Here is a 26,136-nt window from a genome sequence, read left to right on the forward strand (position 1 = left end):
GTAGCGCTACGGCAAACGTATCGCTACGCATATCGTAGCGAACACGTCGATCAGGGGGAATCCGTGGGCAATATCCTCGCCATACTCAAACGCGATATCCTGCGCCTGCTCAAGGTGCCCACCGCGTGGGTGATCATCCTCGGCCTGTCCGTGCTGCCGTCGTTCTACGCGTGGGTCAACATCATCGGATTCTGGGATCCATACGGCAACACCGCCAGTCTGCAGATCTCGGTGGCCAACAACGACCAAGGATCAACCACCGAAACCCTTGGCGAAGTCGACCTCGGCAGCCAGATCGTCGACCAGCTGAAAGAGAACCACGACATCGGCTGGCGGTTCACCAACGCCGATCAGGCCATGGACGACGTGCGCTCCGGCGACAGCTACGCCGCCATCATCATCCCCGAGGATTTCAGCGAACGTCTGGCCTCGCTGTTCAGCGGGGACGGCGAACGGCCGGAACTCGAATACTACGTCAACGAGAAAACCAGCCCCATCGCCCCCAAAGTCACCGATTCCGCAGCCAACACCGTGGACCAACAGGTGAACTCCGCGTTCGTCTCCACCGTCAGCGAGGTCGTCACCCAAGCGCTGAACGACGCCAGCGACCAGGCCTCCGCCTCGGCCGACGAGGCCAGTTCGAACACGGTGTCCACGCTGCGCACGGTGCTGGACAATCTCGGCAAGGTGCGCGATTCCATCGCCACATTCGACGAACAGGCCAGCGACACTCCCGACGACATCCAAAACGCCAAACAGGCGCTGCAATCCGCACGCCAGCTCGGCAGCGACGCCAGCCAAAGCCTGAACACCGTCTCCGGACTCATCGCCTCGACGCAAACCTCGCTCAACGGATTCATCTCCTCGTCCTCGTCGGCGCTCGACCAAGGCAACAGCCTGCTCTCGCAAGCCACCACGCAGACCACGGGCGCGGTGTCCACGCTCGCCGGCAATATCACCACCGCCAACGGGCATGTGGGCGGAGCTCTGGCCACCCTGCAAGACATCAACGACCGTCTCGACCAGACCATCGACGATCTGGAGACGCTACTGCCCGAAAATTCCGACGTGACGAACCAGCTGCGCGAGGCGAACACGCGCACCGGCGAGGCCATCGACTCGCTTTCCGCGCTGAACGCGTCGCTCGAGCAGACCGCCACCGACACCGGCGACCTGGCGACCAATCTCAATTCGTCCACGCAAACCGTCCTATCCAACGCGCAGACCGCGCGCCGCACCCTCATGGACGGCGCGCTGCCGCAGCTCAGCACCGGACTGACCACGCTCGGCGGCACCGCCGGCACGCTCAGCGGGCAGATCGCCAGTCAATCGACGCTGCTCGATCAGGCCGACCTCATCCTCGACCAGGTGGACGAGGCCGTGGCCAACGCACGTGAGGCGCTGGCCGACGCCGATTCCTCGATCGCCGGGCTCGAAACGCGGCTGAGCACCACCATCACCGACATCAGCGCGCTGTCCACCTCCAGCCTGCTGTCCGAACTCTTCGGAGGCGACGGCGATTTGGACGTCAACGCCATCGCCGATTTCATGCTCTCCCCCACCGTGCTCGACACCAAAACCGTCTATCCGGTGAATTCCTACGGCTCCGGCATGGCGCCGCTGTTCACCAATCTGGCCTTGTGGGCCGGCGCGTTCATGCTGGTGGCGCTGATCCGGCTGGAAAGCGACGACGACGGCATCGAGGACCTGACCGTCACGCAGGCGTATATGGGCCGATGGGCGCTGCTGGCGATCGTCGCCGCCGCTCAGGGGGTGATCGCCACCGTGGGCGACCTGATCATCGGCGTGCAGACGGTGAACGCCGCCGCCTTCATCCTCACCGGCGTCATCGCCTCGCTGGTGTACATCTCCGTCGCCTACATGCTCGCCGCAACATTCCAGCACGTGGGCAAGGCGCTGATCATGGTGATGATCATCGTGCAGATCCCCGGCGCGGGCGGCATGTACCCCATCGAGATGATGCCCGACTTCTTCCGCAACCTGCATCCCTTCTTCCCCTTCACCTACGCGATCGACGCGTTCCGTGAAACCATCGCCGGATTCTACGGTGCCACATGGGTGGCCAGCTTAGCGAAGCTGCTGCTGTTCGCGGTGCTCGCGTTCGCCGTGGGACTGTACGTGCGGCCGCTGCTGGCGAACCTCAACCGTCTGTTCGCGCGCGAGATCGCCGAAAGCGACATCCTCAACGGCGAACCGACGCTGCTTAAAGGCCACGAGTACCGCATCTCGCAGATCGTGCAGGCCCTGGCCGACCATGACGAGTACCGCACGGCCATCGAGGCGCGGGCGGCCCGGTTCACCACCCTGTATCCCCGGCTCAAGCACGGCGCGCTGATCGTGGGATTCGTGGTCCCCGGCATCCTGGCCATCACCTTCTCCCTGACCACCGGTGCGAAACTGGTGGTGTTGGGCACCTGGGCGGTATGGGTGCTGATCATCATCCTGTTCCTCATGATCATCGAATTCATGCACGACAGCATGCGGCGGCAGGTGGCCCTCGGAAACCTAAGCGACGACGAGATCCGCGCCACCCTCGCGCAACGGCGACGCAGCACACGGACCAGCCGACGTGCGGCCGCCGCGCGCTCCATGCGAGGCGCGCAACACGACTCCACCACCCGTCATTCCGAGCGGAGCCCGGAGGGCGGAGTCGAGGAATCCTCGCAGGAGAGATCCTTCGACTCCGGCTTCGCCTCCGCTCAGGATGACGAGGAAAAAGAGGCCCGTTCCGCCCAGGATGGGGCCGAAGACAAACAGGAACAATACACCGAACGTACCGAAAGGAGTGACGCATGAAGGCGATGTGGAGGCTTTTCGTCGGCGACGTCAGGCGCATCACCAGCAACGTCGTCTCCGTCATCATCGTGATCGGACTGGTGGCCATCCCCAGCCTGTTCGCCTGGTTCAACATCGCGGCCAGCTGGGATCCCTTCGACAACGTGAAGAATATGAAATTCGCCGTGGCCAACACCGACGAAGGCTACCAATCCGACCTCATCCCCGTCAAAATCTCCGTCGGCGACCAAGTGGTCAACGCCCTGCGCGCCAACAGCCAGCTCGACTGGACCTTCACCACGAAAAGCGAGGCCATCGAAGGCACCAAATCCGGCGAATACTACGCGGCCATCATCATTCCGAAAACCTTCAGCGCCGATATGATGACCTTCTTCTCCGACGATGTCGAGCACGCGCAACTCACCTACCTGCGCAACGAGAAGAAAAGCGCGCTGTCGGCGAACATCACCGGGCAGGGCGCCGACGAGGTGGCCAACGAGATCAACACGACCTTCGCGCAGACCATGACCAGCACCGCGCTGGACATCATCTCGTCGCTCGCCGACCAGCTCAGCGACCCCGACGCGCAGACCATGCTCGCACGGTTCAACACCAACATCTCCGATTTCGCCACCCAACTAACCGGCGCGGCCGACACCCTCGACACCATCGGCACGCTGGTCGACTCCGCGGACGATTTGCTGGACAGCTCCGCCACACTGCTCGAACAGACCTCCCAGGCCGCCACCGACACGCACGAGCAACTGTCCGACGCCAAACAAGGCATCACCAGCGTGGCCGACGCGCTCGACGGCAGCGCCAGCACCGTCACATCCTCGCTCGAAGCCAGCGCCGACAGCCTAAACTCCGTCTCCAACAGCATCGACGCGCTGTTCGACGACGCGGCCGACAACGCCTCCACCGCAGCGCAGGCCCTGCGCTCGCAGGCCGATACCGTCGCCACGCAGGCCCAGTCCTACCAGTCCATCCTCACCGCGCTGCAGAACGCCGGATACGCGGATTCCACCGCCGCGCAGGCCATCACGCGCGCCATCGATCAGCTCAACTCCCTGAGCACCGCCTTGGATGGCGCGGCGGACCAGGTCGAGTCCAGCGCCTCGGACACGGCGGCCCAGCGCGAACAGGTCCAACAGCTCATCACCCAAGCCACCGACTCCATCGGATCGGCCAAGCAGGATTTCAACGACAGCATCGCCCCGCAGATCAGCCAACTGTCCACCACGGTATCCGACGCCTCGTCGCTGCTCGCCGACGACGCCTCCCAGCTCACGCAAACCCTGGAGCAGCTCGACGACACCGCCTCGTCCGCGGAAAGCCAACTGGCCGACATGCGTGAAATCCTCGACAGCACCGCCTCCCAACTGCGTACGGCCGGCGGCAAACTGGCGGATTTCAACACGAACCTGTCGCAGGCGCTGAACAGCGGCGATATGAGCCAGGTACGCGAAGTGCTCGGCGACGACACGGAGACGCTGGCCGCCTCGCTGGCGGCGCCGGTCACGCTCACACGCAAGGCCGTGTATCCGGTGGAGAACTTCGGCTCGTCGATGACGCCGTACTACACCTTCATCCCGTTGTGGACGGCCTCCATCCTTATTCTGCTCTCCGTCAAAACCACCGTCTCGCGCCGCCGCCGCGAAGAGTTGGGAGACCCGAGCCCCAACCAGCTGTTCCTGGGGCGTTTCGGCGTGTTCGCCGTCATCTCGCTGCTGCAGAGCACGGTCAGCTGCGCGGGCAGCCTGCTGTTCCTGCGCGTGCAGGCCGTGCATCCGCTGCTGTTCATGCTCTCCGGCTGGGTGGGCGGACTGCTGTTCGCGTTCATCATGTACACGCTGGTGGTGAGCTTCGGCAATATCGGCAAGGCGATCGGCATGCTGCTGCTGGTGTTCCAGGTGTCCGGTTCGGCCGGATCCTACCCCATCCAGGTGCTGCCCGACTTCATGCAGGTGATCAGCCCGTTCCTGCCCATCACGCATGCCATACGCGCCATGCGCGCGGCGATCGCGGGCATCTACCAGAACGACTTCTGGGTTGAGATCGGCATCCTGCTGGCGTTCTCGCTGCCGTTCCTGCTGCTCGGACTGGTGCTGCGCAAGCCGCTCACTGGGCTGAACCGTTGGATCTCCGAACAGTTGGAACGCACCAAGCTCATCGGATAGCGCCGGCTGCTCGCGTCTCGACGGCGAGACGCGGCCGCGCAAAGCATACGCAAGGAGAGAAGAGAAAATGACCACAACGCACCCCACACCGGCGCCGCCTTCGCCGCGTTGCGAACGCACGCGCGAGGCCACCGACCGCAAAATCGTGCAGGCCACGCTGCAGATCGCCACATCGAAAGGCATCGGCGGCGTGACCATCGAGGAGGTGGCGCGCGTGAGCGGCGTTGCGAAAACCACCATCTACCGCCGTTACCGCAACGCCGACGATCTGCTCGGCCAGGTGCGCTCCTGGCAGCTCGACGGACTGCAGGATCCGGGCGAGTTCAAGGCGACGCAGGCCGATTTCGCACGGATGATGAGTCAGGTGGTGCGCCGCTTCGATTCCGGCATCGGCATCAAGGCCGTCGGTATCGTGCTTTCCAGCGACGGCGAGTTCTTCCAGGGCATCCTCGACCAGGTGGTGATGCCGGCCAAGGCGCGGTTGAGCGAGTATGTGCGCCGGGGCGAGCAGGAGGGCGCGTTGCGGCACGGCATCGATGTGGATTTTCTGTTCGGCACGATCGTGGGCTCGATGATCGCCTGCGAAACCCTGCACGGCAAGGTCGACGACGCCTGGGGCGCCAATATCAGCGCGCTCGTCTGGCCCAGCATCGCAGCGTAGACCGACGGGCCGCCGGCCTTCACGGGCGTGCCAAGACCTTCGCGAATGCACCCGGGCCTTCGCGAGTACACCGTAACCTTCACGAGCGCACCGGGGCCCTCGCGGACGCACCGGGACTCTCGCGGGCGCACCCGCGGTCCGGGATTCCGCCGGAATCCGCCGCTACTGGCTGACCGACGCCTCCTGACGCACGACCTTCAGCGCCTCGTTGAAGGCGTCGGTGGTCCAGCTGGCGCCGGCCACCGTGTCGACCTCGAGGTCTTTGAGCGGCTTGCCGTCCACCACGCCGTTGATGGCCTCGGCGAAGGCATCCTGATGGTTCTGGGAGATGGTGGTGAACGGGTGGCCGACGATCTCCACATTGTCGATGGCGCCGTCCGTGATGGTGACGTGCACGTCGATGGTGTCCTCGCCGATCGGGCCGTACTGGCCGTTGACCGAATAGGTGCCGTCGGCGTAGACGCCGGTGTCCTGCTTCTCCTCGGACGAGGAGTCGGAGCCGTCCGCGTCACTCGAGTCTGAATCCGAGTCCGACGAACCGTTCGATTCCTGAGCCTGGGATTCGGCGGTCTCTCCGGAATTGCCCGCATACTCGTCGTCCATCGGCGTGGCCGTCGGCTCGCCGCAGCCGGCCAGCAGCGCGCCGGCCACCACCAGCGAGGCGGCGGCGAACGTCGCCGCGCGCACGGTGGATTTCGGATTCAGTTCCTTCTCGTCGTTCATAGCTTCCACCTTATTCCAGATCGCCCGTCTTCGCCGCCTTGGTGGGATTCGCGAAGGCGACCGGGGCATCGCCGTCGCGCTGCGCGCCTTCGGCGGTCGAACCGGTAAAGGCGGGCTTGCCGCCGGCAGCCTCGTAGGCCTCACGAGCGGCCTCGTTGTTCCACTGTTCGCCCACAAGCACGCCGTGGTTGAGCATGATCTCACGGTCGGCGCAGCTGGCGACCAGCGCGTCATGCGTCACCACGATAATCGTGGTGCCCTGCTCGTGCAGCTGGCGGAACAGGTCGAGCACGATCCGCTCGTTCTTCTCGTCGAGGTTGCCGGTGGGCTCGTCGGCGAGGATGAGCTTGGGGCAGTTGATCAGCGCGCGGGCGATGCACACGCGCTGCTGCTCGCCGCCGGAGAGCTGGCCGGGCAGGTGATGCGCGCGGTCCTTCAACCCCACACGGTCCAACGCCTCCAGCGCCTGCTGTTGGTTGACGACGGAATGGTAGTACTGCGCGACCATCACGTTCTCCACGGCCGTCAGATGCGGCACGAGATAGAACTTCTGGAACACCAAGCCAATCATGTTCTTGCGCACGTCGGCCAGCTGGGCGGCGTTGAGATCCTCCAGCCTGCGGCCTTCGAGGCTTACGGAGCCCTTGGAGGGAGTGTCCATGCAGCCGATCATGTTCATCAGCGTGGTTTTGCCGGAGCCCGACGAGCCGACGATGGCGAGCCACTGGCCGGCGGGCACGGTGAGCGTCAGGTCGTCGACCGCGTGCAGGTCGCCGTAGATCTTCGAAATATGATCCAGTTCAAGCAGCATGATTATTCCTCTCTTAGGACGACGGCGGGGTCGATGCGGGTGGCGCGGCGCACCGGGAAGATGGAGGCGACGATGGCGAGCAGCATGCTCAGCAGCACCGAGGCCACGCCGAGCAGGCCGTTGAACGCCAGCGTGCGTTCGAAAACGTTCTCGCACAGCACGCGGGCGAGCGCGTAGCCCAATCCCATGCCGATCAGGCCGCCGATCAAACCGTACAGCGCGGATTCCACGAAGAACTCCGTGGCCACCGACGCCGACGAGGCGCCGAGCGCTTTGCGCAGGCCGATCTCATTGCGCCGCTGCGAGACGATGGACGACATGGTGGTGGAGACGCCGACGAGGGTGAGCACCAGCACCACCAGCGAGACGATCCAGAACAGGGTTTGCAGCATGGCGATGATGCGCTGGTTGGAGGCGGTCATTTTGGTGACCTGCTGCGCGGAGACGCCGAGTTCGGCATCGTCGTTCAACGCGGAGACCAGCGCGCCCAACTGATCGTCGCTGGCGCTGGACGAGAATTCGATCACATCCGGTCCACGTTCGCCGGCGAGCGCGGCGACATCCGAGGCGACGGCGTAGACGATCTCGTCCTCGCTGCCGCCGGTGTCGAGGATGCCGGCGACGCGGTAGTCCACGCCGTCGGTTTCGAGGATGTCGGTGGAGACGCGGCCGTCGCGCATCTGCCCGGAGACCGAGTCGGACGAGGCGTCGGAATCCGCGTCGCCGTCCGTCGCGCTGTCGGAGCTGGCGGAATTGTCGGTGTTGTCAGTGTCGCGGTAGCCGATGGTGATGGTGGAGCCGATCTCCAAGCCCATCGCCTCGGCGATGTCGGTGCCGACCAGCACATTGCCTTCGGTGGGCCATGAGCCGTCCACGTTCCAGTGGCGGTTCAGCGCCTGCACCTCGCTCACATCGATGCCGGCGAGCACGTAGGGTGCGGAGTTGATGCGCACCGTCTCGTAACGGTAGGTGGCGGCGCGTGCTTCGGCGACATCATTCACGTCGTTCTCGATGGCCTGCACGGTCTCGTCGTCCAGACCGGACTGCGAGGTGACGATGAGGTTCGCGCCATACGAGCGCATCTCCTCGCTCATCTGCTGCGGCACGGTCAGGCAGATCGCCGCCAGGCAGAACAGGGTCGCCGCGCCCACCAGCGAGGCGACCACCGCCATCAACGCGCGCGAACGGCGGCGGAACACCGCGCCGAACAGCATCGTGAAGAACATCCTGCGATTGGAAAAATCAGTCGAGACTTGCATACCAAACTCACCTACCATGCAATACTTCGACGGACGAACAGTCCAGTGGACTGTTCGTGACCGAGACCGCAGCCGCGGTCGAGATTAACGAACGGGTCTTAACGTCCATGCAACACCTCTGCAGGACGCACCCTCAATATCGCTCGCATCGACGAAACCGACGCGAGCAGAATCGTCAACGTGAGCAGTACGAACACGAGCACGAACACCATCGGCCGCATGGTGATGCCCGAGCCGAACACCACCTGCCCGATCAGCTGCGCGACGGCCGATCCCAATCCCGCGCCGACCAATGCGCCGGCCAGTGAAATCACGGCGGTCTCCATCAGCATCAGGCGGATCACCGCGCCGTCGGTCGCGCCGATGGCCTTGAGCAGCGCCAGTTCGGCCGAACGTTCGCCGATCGAGGCGGCCATGAGGTTCGCGACGGCGATGGCGGCGGCGAGCAGGCTCAGCGCGGTCATCACGATCATCACCGCACGCGTTTTGGTGAGCACGTCGCCCTGCAGGGAGGCGACCTGGCGCACCTGCTTGGCCACGGCGCCCGGAATCACCTCTTCGATCTGGTAGGCGATGGACGAGGCGTAGGCGGTGCAATACCACGTCTCCCAATCCTCCTGGCTGAGCGCGGCCGGATTCTTCGCGGCACGGCGGGCCAGATCGTTCTCGGGCGTGGTCAGGGCCTTGACCTCGATCATATCGACCTTATCGGGCAGGTCGGCGAGCACCTGCGCCACCGAGGAGGCCATGTACAGCGAACCGTTCTCCTCGTCGCCGGAATCGTAGACGCCGACGATCTCAAGCTCCTGCGTGCGGGTGTTCCCGGAGGAGGTCTGCTTGGTCAGGGTGATCGTATCGCCCACGCCCACGCCCAGCTGTTCGGCGAGTTCCTTGCCCATCATGGCCTGCGCGGTGTCGTCTTCGGGCCATTCGCCTTCGACGGTCCACCACGAGCGCATGCCTTCGACGCCCGCCACGGTGGTTTCGCCGGTTTCCAATTGCAGGCTTTTGTTGAACCATGTGCCGACGACGGGCACGCTGGTCTCGCCGATCGAGGCGTGGATGTTGAGCTGCGGCGCGAAGTTGGTGATGTTGAACGCCCAGAAGATGGTTTTGATCTTCACCGCGTCCGACTCGTTGAGGAAGGAGGTCGGGTCGGCCTCGCTTTGGCCGGATTCGGTGGAGTACAGGTCGGAGATCACCGCGTCGGATTTGGGCTGCACGGTGATGTTCGAACCGTAGGTGGACAGTTCGGCGTTGAGCTTGTCGCCCACGTCGAACACCACGCCGAGCATCGCCACGGAGACGGTGGCCGACAGGCACACGGTCACGGCGATGAGCAGACGGCGGCGCAGCTGCCTGCTGAAGGAGCGGAATATCATTCTCAGGAAGAACATCGCGGCTCCTTACTGGAAATGCGCCGACAGGGCGTCGAGGTCGGCGGTTTGGATGGTGATTTCCCCGTCGCCCACCGTGTAGTCGAAGGGCACCGGGTTGCAGCCGCCCTTGAATCCGATGGTCGCGAGGTTGATGGCCACGTCGCAGCGCTTGCAGATGATTTTGCCGTCCTGCTCGTAGTAGCCCGCGTCGCCGCAGGTTTCGCAGGCGTCGAGGCCGATGCCGTACGCGCCGCCGTTCTTCTTGATGATGATGAAGCGCATCACGGTGCCGTCTTCGGCCGTGTATTCGAAGCGGTGCAGATGGCCGTCGCTCACCTGGTCGAAGGTGATGGTGGCCACGCCGTCTTGAAGCGAATAAGGCTCCGGTTCGGAGAGTTCGGGCTCCTTGTTGTTCTCGTACACGCCCCAGGTGAGCGAGACGGTGACGGCGACCATCGCGACCAGACTCCATGCGGCCGCCGCCTTGGCACGGCGTTTGAAGGCGATATGCGAGCGGGCGATGGCCTCGTTCGCGCCCGTTTTCGGCATGCGGAAGCCCGCCACCACGGAGGCCGCGGCGGGGATGAGGAACACCAGCGCCTGTGCGATGGTCAGCTGCGTGGTGTGGTTGTGGAACAGGATCAGCGTGCGGAAGGCGGGGCCGTGCAGCACGAGGATGAGCATGTTCATCATCAGCGCGAACAGCTCGGTCAGATGGTGGATCAGGTTCAGCACCACCACCAGCAGGGCCGCGAGGGTGAAGGACCAGCGCACGGCGGTGGACCGCATGGTGCGGAAGATCGCCGCCGTGACGACGGCGGTGCCGATGCCGAGCGCGAAGCCGAGCGCGCGCAGCAACATTTCGGAGGTGAAGGGCGATTCGTCCGGCTCCACGAAGTTGGTCAGCTGCAGGATCACATCAGGCGTGATGTAGAACGTGGTGAACGCGATGCCCAAGCCCGCCACGGCATTGGCCGCGTGCAGGGCGAACGCGTGGCGGTGCCAATCACGGGTGAGTTTGCGGGCGGAGAGCACGACGGCGATCATCAGCACGTCGAGGATGACGCAGCCGATCAGCGTCGGCAGGTTCACCGTGGAGCGGCGGTCGACCACGGCCGTCGCACGTAGCGCGGCGAATATGATCGCGCCCGTCAGACCGACCAGCAGGCCGGCCAGACGCCAATGCGCGCTGACGGGCCTGTCACGCCCCTCGCCCACGGTGAGGAGCACGCTCATGCACATCACCAGCAGACACGGGCCGAGCATTCCCGGCAGCGCCTGCACATATTGCCCCAGCATTTGTCTCCTTCGGTCGGCTATCGTGGATAACCCTTAAGTACGGTGATGGGCACTTCACGCATTCGGACGTGAAGTGCCCTATGTGGAAGGTTACTCACTTTCCACTATCCGTAGCTTTCTCATTATCTGAGAATTGTTGCGCGCCGAAATTGTGGCGCGCTTGAAATCCGATAGAGAGCCCACTGGGCTCTCTATTATTCGGATTTCAAACGACCCTGCGACGCTCGCAACGCTACCGCTGCTCGCTGCTTGAGACAGTCCACTGGACTGTCTCACCACTGATGAACCGTGTAATCCCAGTCGAAGGTGGCTTCGAGCGGCTCGGTCCAGAAGCTGCCGGTCACGCCGGTCTCCTTGTCGACGTGCAGCAGCCAGCCGTTCTCCTCCGGGGAGTGGATGGTGAAGGTCAGCGTGTACTCGCCGTCCTGGTCGAGCGCGATGTTCGCGCCGTAGTGCGGGCCGTCGGAGGCGTTCATCTCCATGAAGGTGCCTTCCTGCACCACGGAACCGTCGGACTTGTTGGCGATGGTGTAGTCCACGGTGAGCTTCGGGATGAAGTCGCCTTCGCCGTAGCCCAGGTTGTTGTCGGCCAGGGCGTGGATGTCGGCCTCGAGATGCAGGTTGGACTCGGCGGCGGACAGACCCATGCCGGCCGGTTCCATATCCACCGGCTGGAAGTACACGGCGGCCACGTTCAGCACGCCGACCTCCTGATCGGTGCCGATCGGGATCTCCTCGAAGCCGGCGTCGTCGGCCGTATCCGTGGTGTCCTCCGTGGTGGCGGAGGTGTCGGCGTCGGCGGTGGCGTCCGACGTGGTGTCGGTGTTGCCGCAGGCGGACAGCGAGAAGGCCATCGAACCGGCGAGCAGAACGCCGAGCAGAGCGGCGAGCTTCTTGTTCTTCAACATGATGTTTCTCTTTTCTTTTCCTGTGGTTTGACTAGGGAAAAACTTTTTTGGGGCTACGCGGCGGTCTTGTCCAGCGCGGCCTTGGCCCTGCGCTGTTTGACGAATCCGACCACGAACAGGGCGATCACGGCGACGGCCGCCAGCGCCTGGGCCACCAGGGTTTCGACGTACGGGTAGAAGCCGAGCCAATCGTTGGTGGGCACGCCTTCGAGGTAGATGCCGCTCAGCACATCGCCTTCGATCAGCGAATGCACGCCGCCGCCGGCGAAGATGACGACCAGAATGGACATCAGGATGCTGGTGACGAGGAAGAACGGGCCGATCGGAATCCTCACGGAGGTGAAGCGGATGATCACGAACACGATCACCAGCACCACGGCCGCGGCGATGCCGCCGATCCACATGCCCTGCGAATCCTGGGTCATCGAATAGATCGACTGGTAGAAGATCACGGTTTCGGCGCCCTCGCGGAACACGGCGAGGAAGCTCAGCATGGCGAGCGAGACCACCGTGCCCAGCGTGGTCTTCTCGGCGGCGCCCACGGTGGTGTTCGCCGCGGCGACCGCGGATTCGGTTTTGGTGCGGATGTACCGGTTCCATGCCTCGACGCTGGACTTGTTGAGCATCCAGTTGCTGGTCCACAGCAGCATGCACATGGCGATAAGCGCGCACACGCCCTCCATGGTCTCCTGCACCGGACCGGAGCCGCCGAACAGCAGCATGAAGACCACGGCGACGATGCCCGAGCCGATCAGACCCACGACCACGCCGAGGTAGATCCACTTGGTGAAGCGCTTGTTGCCGGATTTCACCAGATAGGCGATGATGGCGGCCACGACGAGCAGCGCCTCGAGTCCCTCGCGCACGAGGATCAGGAAGGCCTGTCCGATGGAGCTGGTGACCCACTTGGTGAAGCCGCTCACGTTATCGCCCGCGCCGCCGTCGAGTTCGGCGCCGTCCTCGACGAGCATGGCGCTGAGCTCTTCGATGTATTGGGTGGCGTCCTCGCCCTTGACCATGGCCTTGCGCGCGTTCTTGAAGGTGCTTTCCACCTTGGAGACGCGGTCGCCGCCGATGGCGTTCATCACGTTCTTCTCGAAGCCGAGCTTCTCGTAGTACTGGTAGTAGGCGTTGTTCACGCCGTCCGAACCCTTGGTGCCGTCGGTTTTGGAGTCCTCGAGCGCCTGGTCGAGGATTTCGACCATTTCGGCGGCCACATCGCTCCACGAGCGGTCGCCGCGGCCGGTGTTCTTGTTCACCTTGTTGGCGTCGAGCACCTCACGCTCGGCCTTGGTCTTCTCCTCGCGAGCCTTGGCGTAGTCGCGCGGGGCGGCGAGGTCGGCGTTGGCGTCGAGTGTGGCGGCGGTGGCGTCGAGTTCGGCGCTCAGCGCGGCGGTCTGCGTCTCGATCTCGGCTTCGGAGCCCTGCTTGTAGGCCAGCTGCTGGATGGATCTGAACTGCTGGGTCTGCGATTGGTAGGTCTCCGCGCCGATGGTGTCGTTGGTCACGGTCGCGAAATTGGAGGCGACGTAGATGGCGTTGAGCGCGGCGCTGAAGTCGGCCGCCGCTCCGGCGCGGTCGCCGTCCTGATAGGTCTGCGCGCCTTCGGCCAGACGCTCGTCGATCGCGTCGGCGATGGCGCTCCACGAATCGTAGTCGGCATCGTCCTCATCCGCATGGGCCGTAACCGGTGCCATCATCGCGGCCATCATCAGCGCCGCCACGAGCAGCGCCAACCATGCGCCCAGCTTCGCCGTCGCGCGGCCGGTGCCGCGGGATGCCGTCGCCATGCGTGCAGACATGCCTGTTCCTCTCTCATCAGGGTGCGTCTTTGGGAAATCCAAAGCATCACGATAGAGAAAAAAATTCTCGAACAACAGTCTTGTTTTTCCGATGTTCTTGGTGTATAAGACGCCGTTTTCGACTGCGAAAAAGCACAGTATCGCGCCTTCGACGCCACCGGGCCGCCGGTGGCCGCCGGCGAAACGTCTCTTATTGTGGTCACACCCGAGCGATGTTCCGCATTGTGGACAGAGCCGGCGAGCGAAATTACGCGAAATCCGGCCGACCTCCGTAATATGCGCCACTGATCGGCAGTCAGCGACGTCATTTACGCGGCAAACGGCGGAGTTCCGTAATTTGCGCCACTGACTTGATCTCAGCGATCGGATTTACGCGGGCCGCCCGGCTCCATGGCTGCCCGGCCCCATGGCCACGCCACGGCCGAGTCACGGCCGGAGTCACGGTCAAGACACGGCTCAGCACGGCCGCGTCTTGCCCCATACGACCCCGGCTTTCAGGAAGCGTTCAGGTTTTGCTGAGAGGTATAACAGTAACGAACAAGAAAACGCACACAAAGCGCGACCATAGTGGTGGCGTAGTCCTGACCGCTGGCGGCGGAGTCGCCGCCGCACGAGAACTGGAGAAGTATCGCATGTTCGTCCTCAGCAACGCCTGGTCGGCGTTGATGCGCCATAAAGGGCGCTCCGCCGTGACCGTAGCCATTGTTCTGGTGGTCGTTTTCGGCACCATGACGGCAGCCGCAATCGTGCAGGCGAACACCGAAGCCACCGGTTCCACCCGCGCCGAGCAGACCGCCAACGCCTCCATCCGCCCGACCGCGGCCACGTGGAAGAAGGTCTCCCCGACCGATTCCTCGTCCACGGAACAGTATCTGACCTGGAGCGACTACACCACCTACGCCACCGCGGCCCAGAACGCGGGGCTCAGCTACGACTTCACCGTCACCGAAACCGTTCCGGTGCGCGCCACGGAGGGCATCACCGCCCTGTCCGGCGGCAGCATCGACGGCGAGGACGACGACACCACCGGCGGCGCGCTGATCTGGCGCGCGTTCTACACGCTGGACGCGGCGCACGCCAACGACATGGGCCGCTACAAGGTGATCGAAGGCAAGCACCTGAACTACAGCACCAGCACCACGGACGTCACCGGCGCGCTGATCTCGCAGGCCTTCGCCGACGAGAACGGTCTGGAGGTCGGCGACACCTTCGAAGTGGCCACCGCGACCGACGCCGAGACCACCTATGAGCTCACCGTGCGCGGCATCTACGAATACGTGGCCGACTCCGACGTCGACAATCCGGTGACCGCAGCGCGCAACCGCGAGAACGCGATCTACACGAACTACCCTGCCTTCTCCAACGCCGGCCTGGATCCGACCTCCAGCGACGATGTGAGCGGCTGGGCCGTCCCCGACCTCGACGTGCTGTTCAACCCCGGCACCGCCGATTCGTACGATTCCTTCGTCACCGCGGTGCAGGACTCCGGCGAGCTGGACGGCTACGAGGTGTCCTCGCCTTCGCTGGAGGCTTACGACGCTTCGATCGCCCCGCTGTCGAGCGCCGCCTCCACCGCCCGCGTGGTGGGCATCGTTCTGGCTGTGGCCGGTGGCGTGGTTGTGCTGGCATTGGCGCTGGCGGGTGTGTGCGCCCGCTCCCGCCGCGATGAGATCGGCATGGCCCTGGCCTCCGGCGTGACCCGCGGACGGCTGGGATGGCAGTTCATGCTTGAGGTGTTCATCACCGCATTGCCCGCGCTGGCCGTCGGCATACTGGCAGGCGGATTCCTCGCCAAGCCGGTCGGCTCCGCCCTGGTGTCGTATGAGACGCCGGTCGACTCCAGCCTGGTCTGGCATTCCGTGTGGATCGGGTTGGGCGCCGTTCTGGCGATCGCCATCGTGACCGCGCTGCGCACCGTGGCGTTCACGACGCCGCAGTTGTTCGCCGCGGAAACCCCCGCCGCCACCGATTCCACCACCCATGACAACGATGCCGATACGGAGGCCCAGGCATGAGCGAGAACGACGCGATGAACGAGGAGAACGCGATGGACGAGACCCTGAAGAGCGAGACCGAAGCCGAAGACACCGCGACGTCCCAAGCCGTTGAGGCCGCGGAAACGGACACCAGCGGCGAGGCCGTGGACGAATCCGTCAACGAGCCCGCCGCAACAGGCGAGGATTCCGAGGATGGCAACGCCACGGACGAATCCGAGGCGACCGCCGGCGACGAAAGCGGCGACGACGAACCCGCCGAGGAGCCCGCGTCGGTCGAGTTCAGCATCGTGTTCGACGAGGATGCGGACGAGGACCTCGTCGCCTTCGACGAGCCGGAACCCACCGACGGTCTTGACGCGCTTGGCCTCACCGACGACTTCTCCATCCCGGCCGATATCGCCGCGGAAGCGGAGGCGGACGCCGATGGGGAGGCGGATGCCGACGACACCGCGACCGATGAGGATTTCGCCGTGCCGCGCAGCTCCTCGGCGGAGATCACCGCAGGCAACGCCCGCCATGTCGACGAGACGCTGAAGCTGGCGCAACAGGACGCCGACGCCGCCGAGGAAACCGTCGACGGCCATCCCGTCGACCATGCCGCGGCCGCCGAACCGGCCACCTCGCTCGCCTCACGCATCGACCGCGAGATCATCAGCAACAACGAGAACGCGATCCTGCTCAAGTCGTACCCCACCTTCTCCTTCAACAAGGTGACGCTGGCCGGCGCCAAAGGCAAGGTCGACATCTTCAGCGAGTTGGATTTCGCCTGCCATGCGGGCCATACCTACGCCCTCATGCCGGTCGGCGACGAGGATATGGATATCCCCACCGACGCCAAGCGCGTCGCGCTGATGGGGCTGATGAGCGGCATGACGCTGCCGACATCCGGCATGGTGATGAACAAAAGCGCGAACCTGCAGGAGCTGGAGCCCATCGAATTGCGCGGCCACCGCCTCGGTCTGGTGCCGCAACGCTACGCCGTGCGCCCGGATCTCGACGCCGAACGCAACGTGCTGTACGCGATGGAGGCCTCGAACCGCAACTTCCTCAAGCCCAAGCCGGTGATCGCCCGCGAGCTGCTGGATCTGGTCGGCTTCGACGAAGCCGTCACCGGCGTGGCTGTCGGCACGCTGCCGACGGTGCAGCAGCGTCTGGTCGCCATCGCCCGCGCCATCAGCACCGAAGCGCAGGTGCTGATCCTCGACGAACCGACCCGCGGACTGAATGATGACGAAGCCGTGACGGTGCTGAAGGCGCTGGCCAAACTGGCGCACAGTGGCGATCCGAAGCATTGCGTGATCATCGTCACCACCGACCAGGAGGTCGCCGACACCGCCGACCAGATCATCCGCGTCTGACGGCGCGCCAGCGGCCATCCCATACCATCGAACGCCCGGCCCGACATCACGGACCGGGCGTTCGCATATCCGACGGGCGGACTTCAGATCATGCGCATGCCGTATTCGGCGGCCAGCGCGGGAATATCCGGCACGCCGTATTGTTCGACGGCGTCAAGCCAGCGGCGTTTGTTCTCCTCGCCGAAACGCGCGGCGCGGTCCGTGTAGGCGTCCACGGAAAGGAATTTGGGCGGCACCGACTTGCTGTGGTATTTGTCGGCCACCATCACCGCCTCCTGCTCGAGGTTCATCGGCACGTAGTCATCGGGCGGCAGCGGCAGGCCCTGGCGTTCCACATCCTCGCGCGTGAGTCCCACACCCGTGTGGTTGCGCGCGAACTGGGCGATCTCCTCGCTCACGCCCTCGCCGATCAGGTATTCGTAGCCCAGCAGACCGTGCAGGATATAGCGTTTTTTGCTGAACTTAAGCTCCTCGCCGTCCGTGCCGTCGTGCTTCAACACGCGATAGGTGCCGATGTCATGCAGCAGGCCGCCGATCATCGTCAGACGCTCGTCCAACAGACGCGGCGGCGTCGTGCCGCCCGTCACGCCGTCGGTCGGCGGCACCGCCTCGCCTTGGGGCAGCGTGCATTGGCGCACGAACAGCGCGTTGCGCCGGCGCGCCAGCTGGCAGGCGATTCGGGCCACGATCACGCAGTGGGTATGCACCAGCTCATAGGCCGCCTCGGAAGGCGCGATCTTCCTATGCAGCTCGTCGACTTGCTCCAATGTAGGCACGAATCCATCCATGCCCACATTGTAGGCCGTCTGCCGCGCGAATCAGATGGAACGCAGGTGGAAGGTGCCGTCGCGGTTGGAGGCCACGATCATCTGATCGTTCTCCAACACATTCCAGCCCTCTTCGGCCGGCTGCTCGTATCCGGACGACGTCACCACCACGCCGGTTCCACGCCCCCGCTCGTCGCGCAACGCGCGATAGCGCATCACGCGGTAGTCGTGCGCCTGCTCGCCGCGGCCGTACTCCTCGTAGACCTCCACGATACGCGCGCTGGTGCGTTCGCGACCGGCCGCGCACAAGGCGATGAACTGGTCGTTGCTTTGGATCATGCAGTTGTAGCTGGAGCGCGGGTACGCCTGCCGCAGTTCGCGCACCGCCTGCGAAACGGCCTCGTCGAGGGCGAAGCCGAAGCCGATGTATTCGAGGATCACGGCGAAGAAAATCGCGGAGTCGCTGCGCCCGCCGGTGGAGAGGAACACGGGTTGGCTCACCGGATACGTGCGGTTGGTGGTGATGTTGCGGCCGTGCGAGTCGGAGATGTCGCCGTTGTGGATGAAGCTCAGTCCGTTGGCGAAGAACGGCTGCTGGTTCTCCATAATCAGAGGCAGATTCGAGCTGGCGAGCCGCAGATGCCATAAAGCGCCGCGCGCGGGCTCGCCGGACAGGGTCGCGAACGTGCTGTCGTGGCGCGCGGGGACGGTCGATTTGTACAGTTTGGTGTTCGTTTCGGGCGTGGGCGCGCCGCCATCGGCGGCGTCGGCGCGTTCGGCGGGGCTGACGACCTGCGCCACACCCCATCCGTCGTTATGGATTTCGGAAAGCTCGCGGAAGTCCGAGACGAGCCGGTCGCCCAGGATATCGCAAAGACTGGCGTTCTCGCCGGCCGTCGCGTATCCCAGTAATCTGCACATAACAGCTCACCATAACGCACCTAGGTTACGACGTGCGGCAACGGTTATAACCGTTGCCTATAACCGCCTCATACAGAACGGAATTCGAGTTTGGTGTGCCGGGTTCGTCGAACAGGGCGAATTTCGCACACCAAACTTTCGAATCAAACGTTTTACATGAGCGCCTCTCCGCAAAGCCACACACCAAACTCGGCATCGGACTGAAGAAGCCCGATACCGGGGGTGTCGAACGCTATGCGGCCGGCTTGTCCGCGCCGCTCTTGGCGGCGGCCGCCGCGGCCTCGCTGACCTTGTCGACCGACGGGGTGGGCGCCGGATGCGCCACATCGGTGCGCTTGAGGCGCGGAGGCCTGCGCGTGCTCACGAACAGCGGCTGCACCTCCACCAGCGGATTGTAGGGCGCCAAGCCGAACCATTTGACCGGGGAGCCGGCCACATGGCGGATCGCGTACTTCGCGGACAGCGACAGGGCGCCACGCTGCGAGACCTTCGATTCCGGCATCAGCGCCTTGTGAATCAGCACATAGCGAATCGTGCCGATGCCCGGATCGGCGTCCACCTTCGGATACACGGACTTCTGCTTGGGCAGTTCGCCGGTTTTCGACAGGTCGTGCATGATCTGGTGCAGGTAGGCCGGAATCGACTGCGACACCTTGAATCCCAGACGGATGCGCACGCGGAACACGTAGTTGGTGCCGAAATCCTCCACCGAGTATTCGCGAGTGAACGGTTCGTCCGAGGTCTCCACGCTCACCGCCCACCAGGCGCGGGCGCGCTTGGGATGGTCGGCGAAAATCGAGAAGAAGATGTCGGTGTCGAGCCGCTTCATTTCGCAATCGGAGGTCAGGTAGACGATATTGTCCGCGAAGTAGGGCACGCGGAAATCGCCGTGCAGCTTGTCGAGCGCGGGCAGGAAGTCCTTCGGCTGCATGTGGCGGCGCTGGGCGCGCTCGAGCTTGGTGCCCTCGTTCCACGTGTACATGATGAACAGGATCGCCAGCGTGAGCAGGATGGTGAACCAGCCGCCGTGCAGGAACTTCGCCATGGACGCCACGAAGAACAGCATCTGGATGGCCAGGAACACCACGGTGAACACCACGGCCCACACGCGCTTGCCCTGATACCACAGGTAGACGCCCAGCAGCACGGTGGTGGTGATCATCGTGATCGTCAGCGCCAGACCGTAGGCGGCGGAGATATGCTCGGAATCCTTGAAGATGGCGAGCACCGCCAACGTGGCCACGCACAGCACGATGTTGACGACGGGGATATACAGCTGGCCGCGGGTGCGGGCCGGATAGCGCACCTGCAGATGCGGCATCCAGTTGAGGCGCGTGGCCTCGGAGACCATGGTGAACGCGCCGGTGATCAGCGCCTGGCTGGCGATGACGCCGGCCGCGACCGACAGCACGACGGCCAGATAGCGCACATTCGGGCTCATCATCTGGAAGAACGGGTTAAGCGTCTGCGTGTCGGCGAAGGCCGGATTGTTCTGGTTCTTGAGGATCCACGCGCCCTGGCCGAAGTAGCACAGCACCAGCGCCACCTTGATGAACGGCCAGGTGAAGTAGATGTTGCCGCGCCCCACATGTCCCATATCGGAGTAGAGGGCCTCGGCGCCGGTGGTGGAGAGGAACACGGTGCCCATCAGGGCGATGCCGGCGGCGTTGTGCGGGCTGAACAGGAATTTGACGCCGTACACCGGGTTGAGCGCCTCGAACACGCTCCAGTCGTTGGACAGGTTCACCAGGCCGACGATGGCGAGGAAGGAGAACCATACGAGCACCACGGAACCGAACACCTTGCCGATGCGTTCGGTGCCGCGCGACTGCATGGAGAACAGCAGCAGGATGATGACCACGGTGATCATCAGCGTCAGCGACGTGTTCTCCTCGAACAGCGGCTCGAACAGAGGAATCGTCTCCAGGCCTTCGACGGCGGAGCTGATCGACACGGCCGGGGTGGGCACCGAATCGGCGAGGAAGGCCGCGCCGCCCAGCATGGCGGGGATCACCAGCCACGCGCCGCGGCGGCGGATCAGCGAATACAGCGCGAAGATGCCGCCTTCGCCGTTGTTGTCGATGCGCATGGCGATCAGCACGTATTTGACGGTGGTGATCAGCGTGATCGACCAGAACACCAGCGACAGCATGCCGAGCACGGCCTCACGGTCGGCGTTCGCGATGCCGCCCTGTCCGGAGAGGAAGGTCTGCGCGGTGTAGAGCGGCGAGGTGCCGATATCGCCGTAGACCACGCCGAGCGCGACGATGGCCATGCCCCAGCTGAACCGGTCGGGGCCGGACTGCAGGCGGGCCCACCAGCGGCCCAAAGGCCCGCGGGTATGGCTTTTGGCGAGACGCGCGGCCTCCTTGCTTTCGGCTTCCTGCTGCTTGGCGAGCTCCTCCCGCTCCTCCCGGGTCAGCGTGCGCCGGGAGACTTTGGGCGCGTTGGTGAAGGTGTCGGCCCTGAGCAGGGCCTCCTCATCACGGGTTGTTGCGCGCGACTTATTATTATGCGTTGACTCCGCCATGCCGCATCCTCCATTGACGGAGATCCACTCCGCTCATGAACGGTTCGATGTGAACCCTTATGGAATACGTTAGTATCCCGACGAACTTCTCACAAACAAGCCGCCAGTATAAGCCTGTCGCGCCCCGCAGGCAAACCGGACCAAAGAGCATTCCCGTTCCAGCCGCATCGCGTGGGATTCCTCGACTTCGCTCGGAATGACGAGAATGACGTCATCCCGAGCGGGTCACGGCCTTTTCCACCGTCATCCCGAGCGAAGCGAAGCACTTCCCGTCATCCCGAGCGGAGCGAAGCGGAGTCGAGGGATCCCGACCCTCACAGGCCATAAACGGTGGTGACGACCTCACGGGTGGCCCGCGCCACCTCGACCACGGACACATCCATCGCCTCGGCGAGCGCGCGCAGCGTGTAGGGGATCATATACGGCGCATTGGTGTGCCCGCGGTAGGGCATGGGGGTGAGATAGGGCGCGTCGGTCTCCACCATGATGTGCTCCAACCCCACTTCGCGGGCCGCCTCGCGGATGCCGTCGTTGCCCTTGTACCCCACCGTGCCGGAGAAGCTCAGGTACCAGCCGTGTTCGCTGGCGATCTGCGCCATCTCGCGGTCGCCGGAGTAGGAATGAAATACGGTGTACGCGGGCGCGCCGTCCCTGAGCAGCGTGTCGATGACCTCGCGGTGCGCGTCGCGGTCGTGGATCTGCAGGGGCAAGCCGAGTTCCTTGGCGAGGGAGATATGCGCGCGGAAGGCCTCGCGCTGCAGTTCCATCGCGCCTTCGCCGGTGCGGAACAGGTCCATGCCGGTCTCGCCGATGGCCAGAACCTGGTCGGGATAGGCGACGGCGAGGCGGTGCACTTCGCCGAGCGCGTCCTCGAAGCTCACGTCGTGGTAGTCCTTGTAGGTGAGCGGCAGCCCGTCGGGCCCGGGCACGGCGCGGTGGCCGTGGCGCACGGATTCGTTGGGGTGTATTGCGAGCGCCGCGTGCACGATACCTGGATGATCAAGCGCCATCTGCACGGCGGTCATCAGGTGCGGCAGCTCGCAACCGCACTCGATAATACCCTCAACGCCAACGGATTGCGCCTGGGCGAGCAGTTCGTCCACATCGTAGACGGGAACCGCGGGCAATCCTTTGGCTTCGGCCTCGTGGCTGACGGCTTTGGAGAAGGGCACGACGGAGGCCAGATGGGTGTGGTTGTCGATGACGCAGGCGTCTTCCGGCAACGCTTCGGGTGCCGGTGCCCAGCTGCGGTCGCGGTGCTTGTTCTTGCTCATGGGTTCTACCGTACACCGCAGGCGGGTTCTCTTGTTGGGCATATAGGGTGGGGTTATGGTTACTTTGCGTGATGTGGCGACGCGGGCCGGCGTATCTGCGTCCACCGTGTCCTACGTGCTGCGCGGCGACGCCCGCTTCCAGCCCGATACCGTCGCCCGTGTGCGGCGCGCGGCCGAGGAGCTCGGCTATGCGGCCAATCTTTCCGCGCGCATTCTCAAAGCCGGGCGCAACGGCGTGATCGGCGTGGCCGTATACGGACTGTCCATCTGCCAGCCGATGCGTTTGGCGGCCGCTCTGACCCGCGAGGCCGGCGAGCGGGGGTTGAACACCATCGTGCAGCAGACCGTCAATTCACGCGAGGGGGAGCTGCGTTCGTTGGAGCAGGTGACCAGCCAGTTCTGCGATGGGCTGATTTTCAGCCCCAGCAGCGTCTCCCCCGCCGAGATCAAAGCGCATGTGGGCACCAAACCGATGGTGTGGTGCGAGGATTTCGCCGCCGAGCCGCTGTTCGACGCCGTGGTGACGCCCAGTTTCGAGGGGGCGCAAGTCGCCGTGCGGCATCTGCTGGATGTGGGATGCCGCCGCATCGCCGTGCTTGGCGCGAATCCGCCGAAGTCCGGCCTCGCCGATTCGGGCAACACCGCGTTCTGCGACCGACGTCTGGCCGGTTGCGGGAGCGCTTTGGCCGAGGCTGGATTCTCTCTGCCTTCCACCTCGATCATCCCGTGCCCATGGGATTACGAAGCCGCCCGTCTTGCCGCAAGGCGGTTGGCGGATGCGAGGCTTGATACGGCCATCGACGGCCTGTTCTGCATGAACGACGCCGTGGCGATGGGCGCTGTGCGCGGTTTCGCCGACCGCGGCATCCGCGTCCCCGAGGATGTGGCGATCATCGGGTTCGACGGCATTGCGGAAACCGCCTATACGGTGCCGTCCATCAGCACCATCGCCATCGATTACGACGACTACGCGCGCAAGGCGTTGGATCTGCTGGTCGAGCGCATCGACCATCCGGCGGCGGCAGGTGCCGTGGGCGCAACCGACAGTGCCGAACGCGACGCCCCACGCCGACTGGTCGCCGATTTCACATTGATGCGGCGGGAGTCCACGGCACGGCGGTAGGAGCACGTCATACGACCGGGCGGGCCGGCCGCGATCGCAACCAACCCGCCCAAGTCCGATGGTGTGGAACGATATCGGCCCATCGGCCTCTATGCCTCAGCTCACCGACGCCAGACCACCACGGGCCGCCCGGGTTCCAGCGCGGCCACAGGGCCACGCGAGGAGCGTTCGCCACGTGGGTCGCCGACGATATCGGCATCGAACGAGAACGGGGAGCCATCCGGGTTCTCGAATCGAGCCTCGACCACGCGCGGCGTGCCGAGGTCCGCGGTCCGCACGATCGAGCCGGAGCCGAACGTCACACCGTCGGCCCCCGCGTCGGACGTGCCGACCGCCAGGCTCACCGCATCGCCGTCGCCGCGCACCGTCACCGCGACTTCGGCCTCCGACGCCAACGCACCGCGCTCCCCCAGCAGCGCACGCGCGCCGCCGAGATAGGTGTTGTCGCGGGCGTACACCGGCTGCGGCACCTCGCGGAACTGCTCCTCGTCGCCCGTCACCGTACGCGAGGCCAACCGCTCGTACTCCTCCAAGGTCGAGGGGATCTCGCCCTGTTCGCCCACGCCGCGCATCCCGCAGTTCAGCGCGCGCACGTTGTAGACGCGCGTGCCGTGGCCCACGAAGCACCAGTCGTGCTGGTCGTCGTTTTCGGGCGGCGCGCCCGCGGGGCGGACGAACAGGTTGTTGAGAAAACGGTCGTCGCCCCCGTAGACGAACATCGACCCGGCCACTTCGGTGGTGTGCGGGAAATGGTAGGGGGTGGAGCGGTCCAGCACCTGGATAAGCCGCGTTTGGCCGGCGATGAGATTGTTCACGTACGCGCCGCCATCGGAGAACACGTCGAGCGCGAGCGGGGAGGCGAACACGTTGTTGGATACGGTGTAGGGGCCATGGCTCACCTCGACCATGAGATCGCGCGTGTTGTTCCAGTAGACGTTGCGGTCGATATGCGTGCCCTGCGTCTGCCAGTCGAGCCATGTGCCCAGCGTGCAGTCGTGGATGTTGTTGGCGCGGATCACCGTGTCGACGGCGGCGTGCAGTTTGATGCCGCCGATCTCATGGCCCCAGAACTCATGCTTGGTGGCGATGTTGTAGATGTGGTTGCGCTCGATGACGCTGAACGCGCAGCCCATATGGCCCACCACGCCGTTCTGCCCGCAATCGTGGATGGTGTTGCTGCGCACGACATGCCCGCCGACCACGCCTTTGCGCCAGCCGAATCGCAGCGCTTTGAACACGGCCTCCATCTGGTACTGGTAGCCGGATTTGCGCCTGGTCACGGTGCAGTCGTTGTCGCCGGTGGAGCCCTCCTTGCCGAGGGAGACGGCGGAGCATTTCGCGTCGTGGATGTCGTTGTTTTCGATGATCCAGCCCCGCGACCAATGCGCGCCGATCAGGCCGATCTGGTCGGCCGTGGGCGGGGCCCAGGGCGTCGCGGCCTGCGCGAGTTCGAAGCCTCGCACGGTGATGTAGTTGATTTGCGGACGGGTCGGGTAGAACACGGTTTCGCGCACGCTGATTTCGGCGAGACGCTCATTGGGATCCGCACCTTGGAAGTTGGCCCAAATGGTGGTGCTGCCGGTGTCGGCATCACCGTCGACCTCGGCGTACCACACGTGTGTGCTGCCTTCGCGGTCCGCGATCGGCGCGTCCAGCCCCGAACCGTGGTCGTGGGAGGTGACGCGCGGACTGGGATCGAGCACCTCGATCGGGGAGAAGACCTCATACAAGGATTTGCCGTCGAGATACACGTCGCCCAGATGGCATGCGGGAGAGGCGGGGTAGCCGGCAAGAATGCCGGCCGCTATTCCGGCATCCACCGTGGAGGCGCCGGCGTCATCGTCAGCCTGGGTTCTGGCCTCGGCTTCGGCCTCGGCCAGCCTGGCGTCGCCCTGCGCCGTTCTGCGCAACGTGGCCGCATGCGAGCTTGGATCGACCACCCAGTCGCCGAACACCGTGCGCGCGAAGGGGTTGAAGGCGCCGAACAGGGTGTTGGGCACCGTGACCGTCCACACATTCGGATTGAGGACGTCCCGAACCCAACCGGTGACGCGTTCGGCGCCGGTGATGGTCACGTGCTCCCCATCGGCCACGCGGTAGACGACACGCATGTCGTCGCTTGCGCCGCCGTGCGCGGGGTTCACGGATTCGCGGTACACGCCCTCATGCACCACGATCTCATCGCCGGCAAGCGCGATGGCCGCCGCCTCGTTGATGGTGGCGAATGGCTTGCTTTCGCTGCCTTCGCCATGGGTATCGGATCGCTGGGCAACATGGTAGATCGTCATTGAGCTTCCTTCCGTTTGCGGTTCGCGCAAGCCGGTCTTCTTTCCGACTCGTTGGCGACC

Annotated in this window: 18 protein-coding genes; 6 read left to right on the forward strand and 12 right to left on the reverse strand. The window is 64.7% G+C overall.

Translation table 11 applies throughout. The features are described from left to right. The first annotated feature begins 63 nt into the window (after positions 1–63). The 3 genes from BE0216_RS06550 (at position 64) to BE0216_RS06560 (ending at position 5,637) form a co-directional block, all read left to right on the forward strand. Positions 64–2,817 (forward strand): YhgE/Pip domain-containing protein, encoded by a 2,754-nt coding sequence (locus tag BE0216_RS06550; protein ID WP_094635942.1) that lies wholly within the window; start codon positions 64–66, stop codon positions 2,815–2,817. After that, entirely contained in the window at positions 2,814–4,976 is a 2,163-nt protein-coding gene (locus BE0216_RS06555; RefSeq protein ID WP_094635941.1) for a YhgE/Pip domain-containing protein, read from the forward strand. Before BE0216_RS06550 ends, BE0216_RS06555 begins: the two co-directional genes overlap by 4 nt. Before the next feature lie 67 nt (positions 4,977–5,043). Further along, on the forward strand, positions 5,044–5,637 hold the full coding sequence (locus BE0216_RS06560) for a TetR/AcrR family transcriptional regulator (RefSeq protein ID WP_094635940.1): 594 nt from the start codon (positions 5,044–5,046) through the stop codon (positions 5,635–5,637). Positions 5,638–5,799: 162 nt separating this feature from the next. Here the strand turns inward: BE0216_RS06560 and BE0216_RS06565 are convergent, their stop codons facing one another. The 7 genes from BE0216_RS06565 to BE0216_RS06595 form a co-directional block, all read right to left on the reverse strand. Continuing rightward, positions 5,800–6,360 (reverse strand): FMN-binding protein, encoded by a 561-nt coding sequence (locus tag BE0216_RS06565; protein ID WP_094635939.1) that lies wholly within the window; start codon positions 6,358–6,360, stop codon positions 5,800–5,802. 10 nt (positions 6,361–6,370) lie between these two features. After that, on the reverse strand, positions 6,371–7,171 hold the full coding sequence (locus BE0216_RS06570; protein ID WP_094635938.1) for an ABC transporter ATP-binding protein: 801 nt from the start codon (positions 7,169–7,171) through the stop codon (positions 6,371–6,373). 2 nt (positions 7,172–7,173) lie between these two features. Further along, entirely contained in the window at positions 7,174–8,430 is a 1,257-nt protein-coding gene (locus BE0216_RS06575) for an ABC transporter permease (protein WP_094635937.1), read from the reverse strand. 98 nt (positions 8,431–8,528) lie between these two features. Beyond that, positions 8,529–9,827, reverse strand: a complete 1,299-nt coding sequence (locus tag BE0216_RS06580; protein ID WP_094635936.1) for an ABC transporter permease — start codon at positions 9,825–9,827, stop codon at positions 8,529–8,531. Positions 9,828–9,836: 9 nt separating this feature from the next. Continuing rightward, positions 9,837–11,108: a Fe-S-containing protein gene (locus BE0216_RS06585; RefSeq protein ID WP_094635935.1), complete on the reverse strand. Its 1,272-nt coding sequence runs from the start codon at positions 11,106–11,108 to the stop codon at positions 9,837–9,839. Between the two features lie 272 nt (positions 11,109–11,380). After that, on the reverse strand, positions 11,381–12,016 hold the full coding sequence (locus tag BE0216_RS06590) for an iron transporter (protein ID WP_094635934.1): 636 nt from the start codon (positions 12,014–12,016) through the stop codon (positions 11,381–11,383). A 53-nt stretch (positions 12,017–12,069) separates the two neighbouring features. After that, entirely contained in the window at positions 12,070–13,806 is a 1,737-nt protein-coding gene (locus BE0216_RS06595; protein ID WP_404801825.1) for an FTR1 family iron permease, read from the reverse strand. Between the two features lie 644 nt (positions 13,807–14,450). Between BE0216_RS06595 and BE0216_RS06600 the strand changes: the two genes are divergently transcribed. After that, positions 14,451–15,833 (forward strand): ABC transporter permease, encoded by a 1,383-nt coding sequence (locus tag BE0216_RS06600; RefSeq protein WP_094635932.1) that lies wholly within the window; start codon positions 14,451–14,453, stop codon positions 15,831–15,833. Then, the gene (locus BE0216_RS06605; protein ID WP_226805723.1) at positions 15,830–17,173 is read left to right on the forward strand and encodes an ATP-binding cassette domain-containing protein; all 1,344 of its coding nucleotides are present in this window, start codon (positions 15,830–15,832) and stop codon (positions 17,171–17,173) included. The genes BE0216_RS06600 and BE0216_RS06605 overlap by 4 nt, the downstream gene beginning before the upstream one ends. Positions 17,174–17,256: 83 nt before the next feature. Here the strand turns inward: BE0216_RS06605 and BE0216_RS06610 are convergent, their stop codons facing one another. The 4 genes from BE0216_RS06610 to BE0216_RS06625 form a co-directional block, all read right to left on the reverse strand. Further along, positions 17,257–17,961, reverse strand: coding sequence for an HD domain-containing protein (locus tag BE0216_RS06610; protein ID WP_094635931.1), 705 nt, complete (start codon positions 17,959–17,961; stop codon positions 17,257–17,259). A 30-nt stretch (positions 17,962–17,991) separates the two neighbouring features. Continuing rightward, the gene (locus BE0216_RS06615) at positions 17,992–18,861 is read right to left on the reverse strand and encodes a class II glutamine amidotransferase (protein ID WP_094635930.1); all 870 of its coding nucleotides are present in this window, start codon (positions 18,859–18,861) and stop codon (positions 17,992–17,994) included. 232 nt (positions 18,862–19,093) lie between these two features. Next, positions 19,094–21,391 (reverse strand): KUP/HAK/KT family potassium transporter, encoded by a 2,298-nt coding sequence (locus BE0216_RS06620; protein ID WP_094635929.1) that lies wholly within the window; start codon positions 21,389–21,391, stop codon positions 19,094–19,096. Between the two features lie 314 nt (positions 21,392–21,705). Next, positions 21,706–22,665: a TatD family hydrolase gene (locus tag BE0216_RS06625; protein ID WP_094635928.1), complete on the reverse strand. Its 960-nt coding sequence runs from the start codon at positions 22,663–22,665 to the stop codon at positions 21,706–21,708. A 55-nt stretch (positions 22,666–22,720) separates the two neighbouring features. Between BE0216_RS06625 and BE0216_RS06630 the strand changes: the two genes are divergently transcribed. After that, a complete protein-coding gene (locus BE0216_RS06630) occupies positions 22,721–23,788 on the forward strand; it encodes a LacI family DNA-binding transcriptional regulator (protein ID WP_094635927.1) in 1,068 nt (355 codons plus the stop codon). A gap of 101 nt (positions 23,789–23,889) precedes the next feature. Here the strand turns inward: BE0216_RS06630 and BE0216_RS06635 are convergent, their stop codons facing one another. Next, positions 23,890–26,076, reverse strand: coding sequence for a right-handed parallel beta-helix repeat-containing protein (locus BE0216_RS06635; protein WP_211279891.1), 2,187 nt, complete (start codon positions 26,074–26,076; stop codon positions 23,890–23,892). Positions 26,077–26,136: the final 60 nt, after the last annotated feature.

The sequence above is a fragment of the Bifidobacterium eulemuris genome (assembly GCF_014898155.1).
GTDB lineage: Bacteria > Actinomycetota > Actinomycetes > Actinomycetales > Bifidobacteriaceae > Bifidobacterium > Bifidobacterium eulemuris.

Bases quoted from the DNA above. Each gene is read 5' to 3' on its own strand.
- BE0216_RS06555 (WP_094635941.1), top strand. From the start codon at position 2,814: ATGAAGGCGATGTGGAGGCTTTTCGTCGGCGACGTCAGGCGCATCACC.
- BE0216_RS06560 (WP_094635940.1), top strand. From the start codon at position 5,044: ATGACCACAACGCACCCCACACCGGCGCCGCCTTCGCCGCGTTGCGAA.
- BE0216_RS06565 (WP_094635939.1), bottom strand. From the start codon at position 6,360: ATGAACGACGAGAAGGAACTGAATCCGAAATCCACCGTGCGCGCGGCG.
- BE0216_RS06570 (WP_094635938.1), bottom strand. From the start codon at position 7,171: ATGCTGCTTGAACTGGATCATATTTCGAAGATCTACGGCGACCTGCAC.
- BE0216_RS06575 (WP_094635937.1), bottom strand. From the start codon at position 8,430: ATGCAAGTCTCGACTGATTTTTCCAATCGCAGGATGTTCTTCACGATG.
- BE0216_RS06580 (WP_094635936.1), bottom strand. From the start codon at position 9,827: ATGTTCTTCCTGAGAATGATATTCCGCTCCTTCAGCAGGCAGCTGCGC.
- BE0216_RS06585 (WP_094635935.1), bottom strand. From the start codon at position 11,108: ATGCTGGGGCAATATGTGCAGGCGCTGCCGGGAATGCTCGGCCCGTGT.
- BE0216_RS06590 (WP_094635934.1), bottom strand. From the start codon at position 12,016: ATGTTGAAGAACAAGAAGCTCGCCGCTCTGCTCGGCGTTCTGCTCGCC.
- BE0216_RS06595 (WP_404801825.1), bottom strand. From the start codon at position 13,806: ATGGCGACGGCATCCCGCGGCACCGGCCGCGCGACGGCGAAGCTGGGC.
- BE0216_RS06600 (WP_094635932.1), top strand. From the start codon at position 14,451: ATGTTCGTCCTCAGCAACGCCTGGTCGGCGTTGATGCGCCATAAAGGG.
- BE0216_RS06605 (WP_226805723.1), top strand. From the start codon at position 15,830: ATGAGCGAGAACGACGCGATGAACGAGGAGAACGCGATGGACGAGACC.
- BE0216_RS06610 (WP_094635931.1), bottom strand. From the start codon at position 17,961: ATGGATGGATTCGTGCCTACATTGGAGCAAGTCGACGAGCTGCATAGG.
- BE0216_RS06615 (WP_094635930.1), bottom strand. From the start codon at position 18,861: ATGTGCAGATTACTGGGATACGCGACGGCCGGCGAGAACGCCAGTCTT.
- BE0216_RS06620 (WP_094635929.1), bottom strand. From the start codon at position 21,391: ATGGCGGAGTCAACGCATAATAATAAGTCGCGCGCAACAACCCGTGAT.
- BE0216_RS06625 (WP_094635928.1), bottom strand. From the start codon at position 22,665: ATGAGCAAGAACAAGCACCGCGACCGCAGCTGGGCACCGGCACCCGAA.
- BE0216_RS06630 (WP_094635927.1), top strand. From the start codon at position 22,721: ATGGTTACTTTGCGTGATGTGGCGACGCGGGCCGGCGTATCTGCGTCC.
- BE0216_RS06635 (WP_211279891.1), bottom strand. From the start codon at position 26,076: ATGACGATCTACCATGTTGCCCAGCGATCCGATACCCATGGCGAAGGC.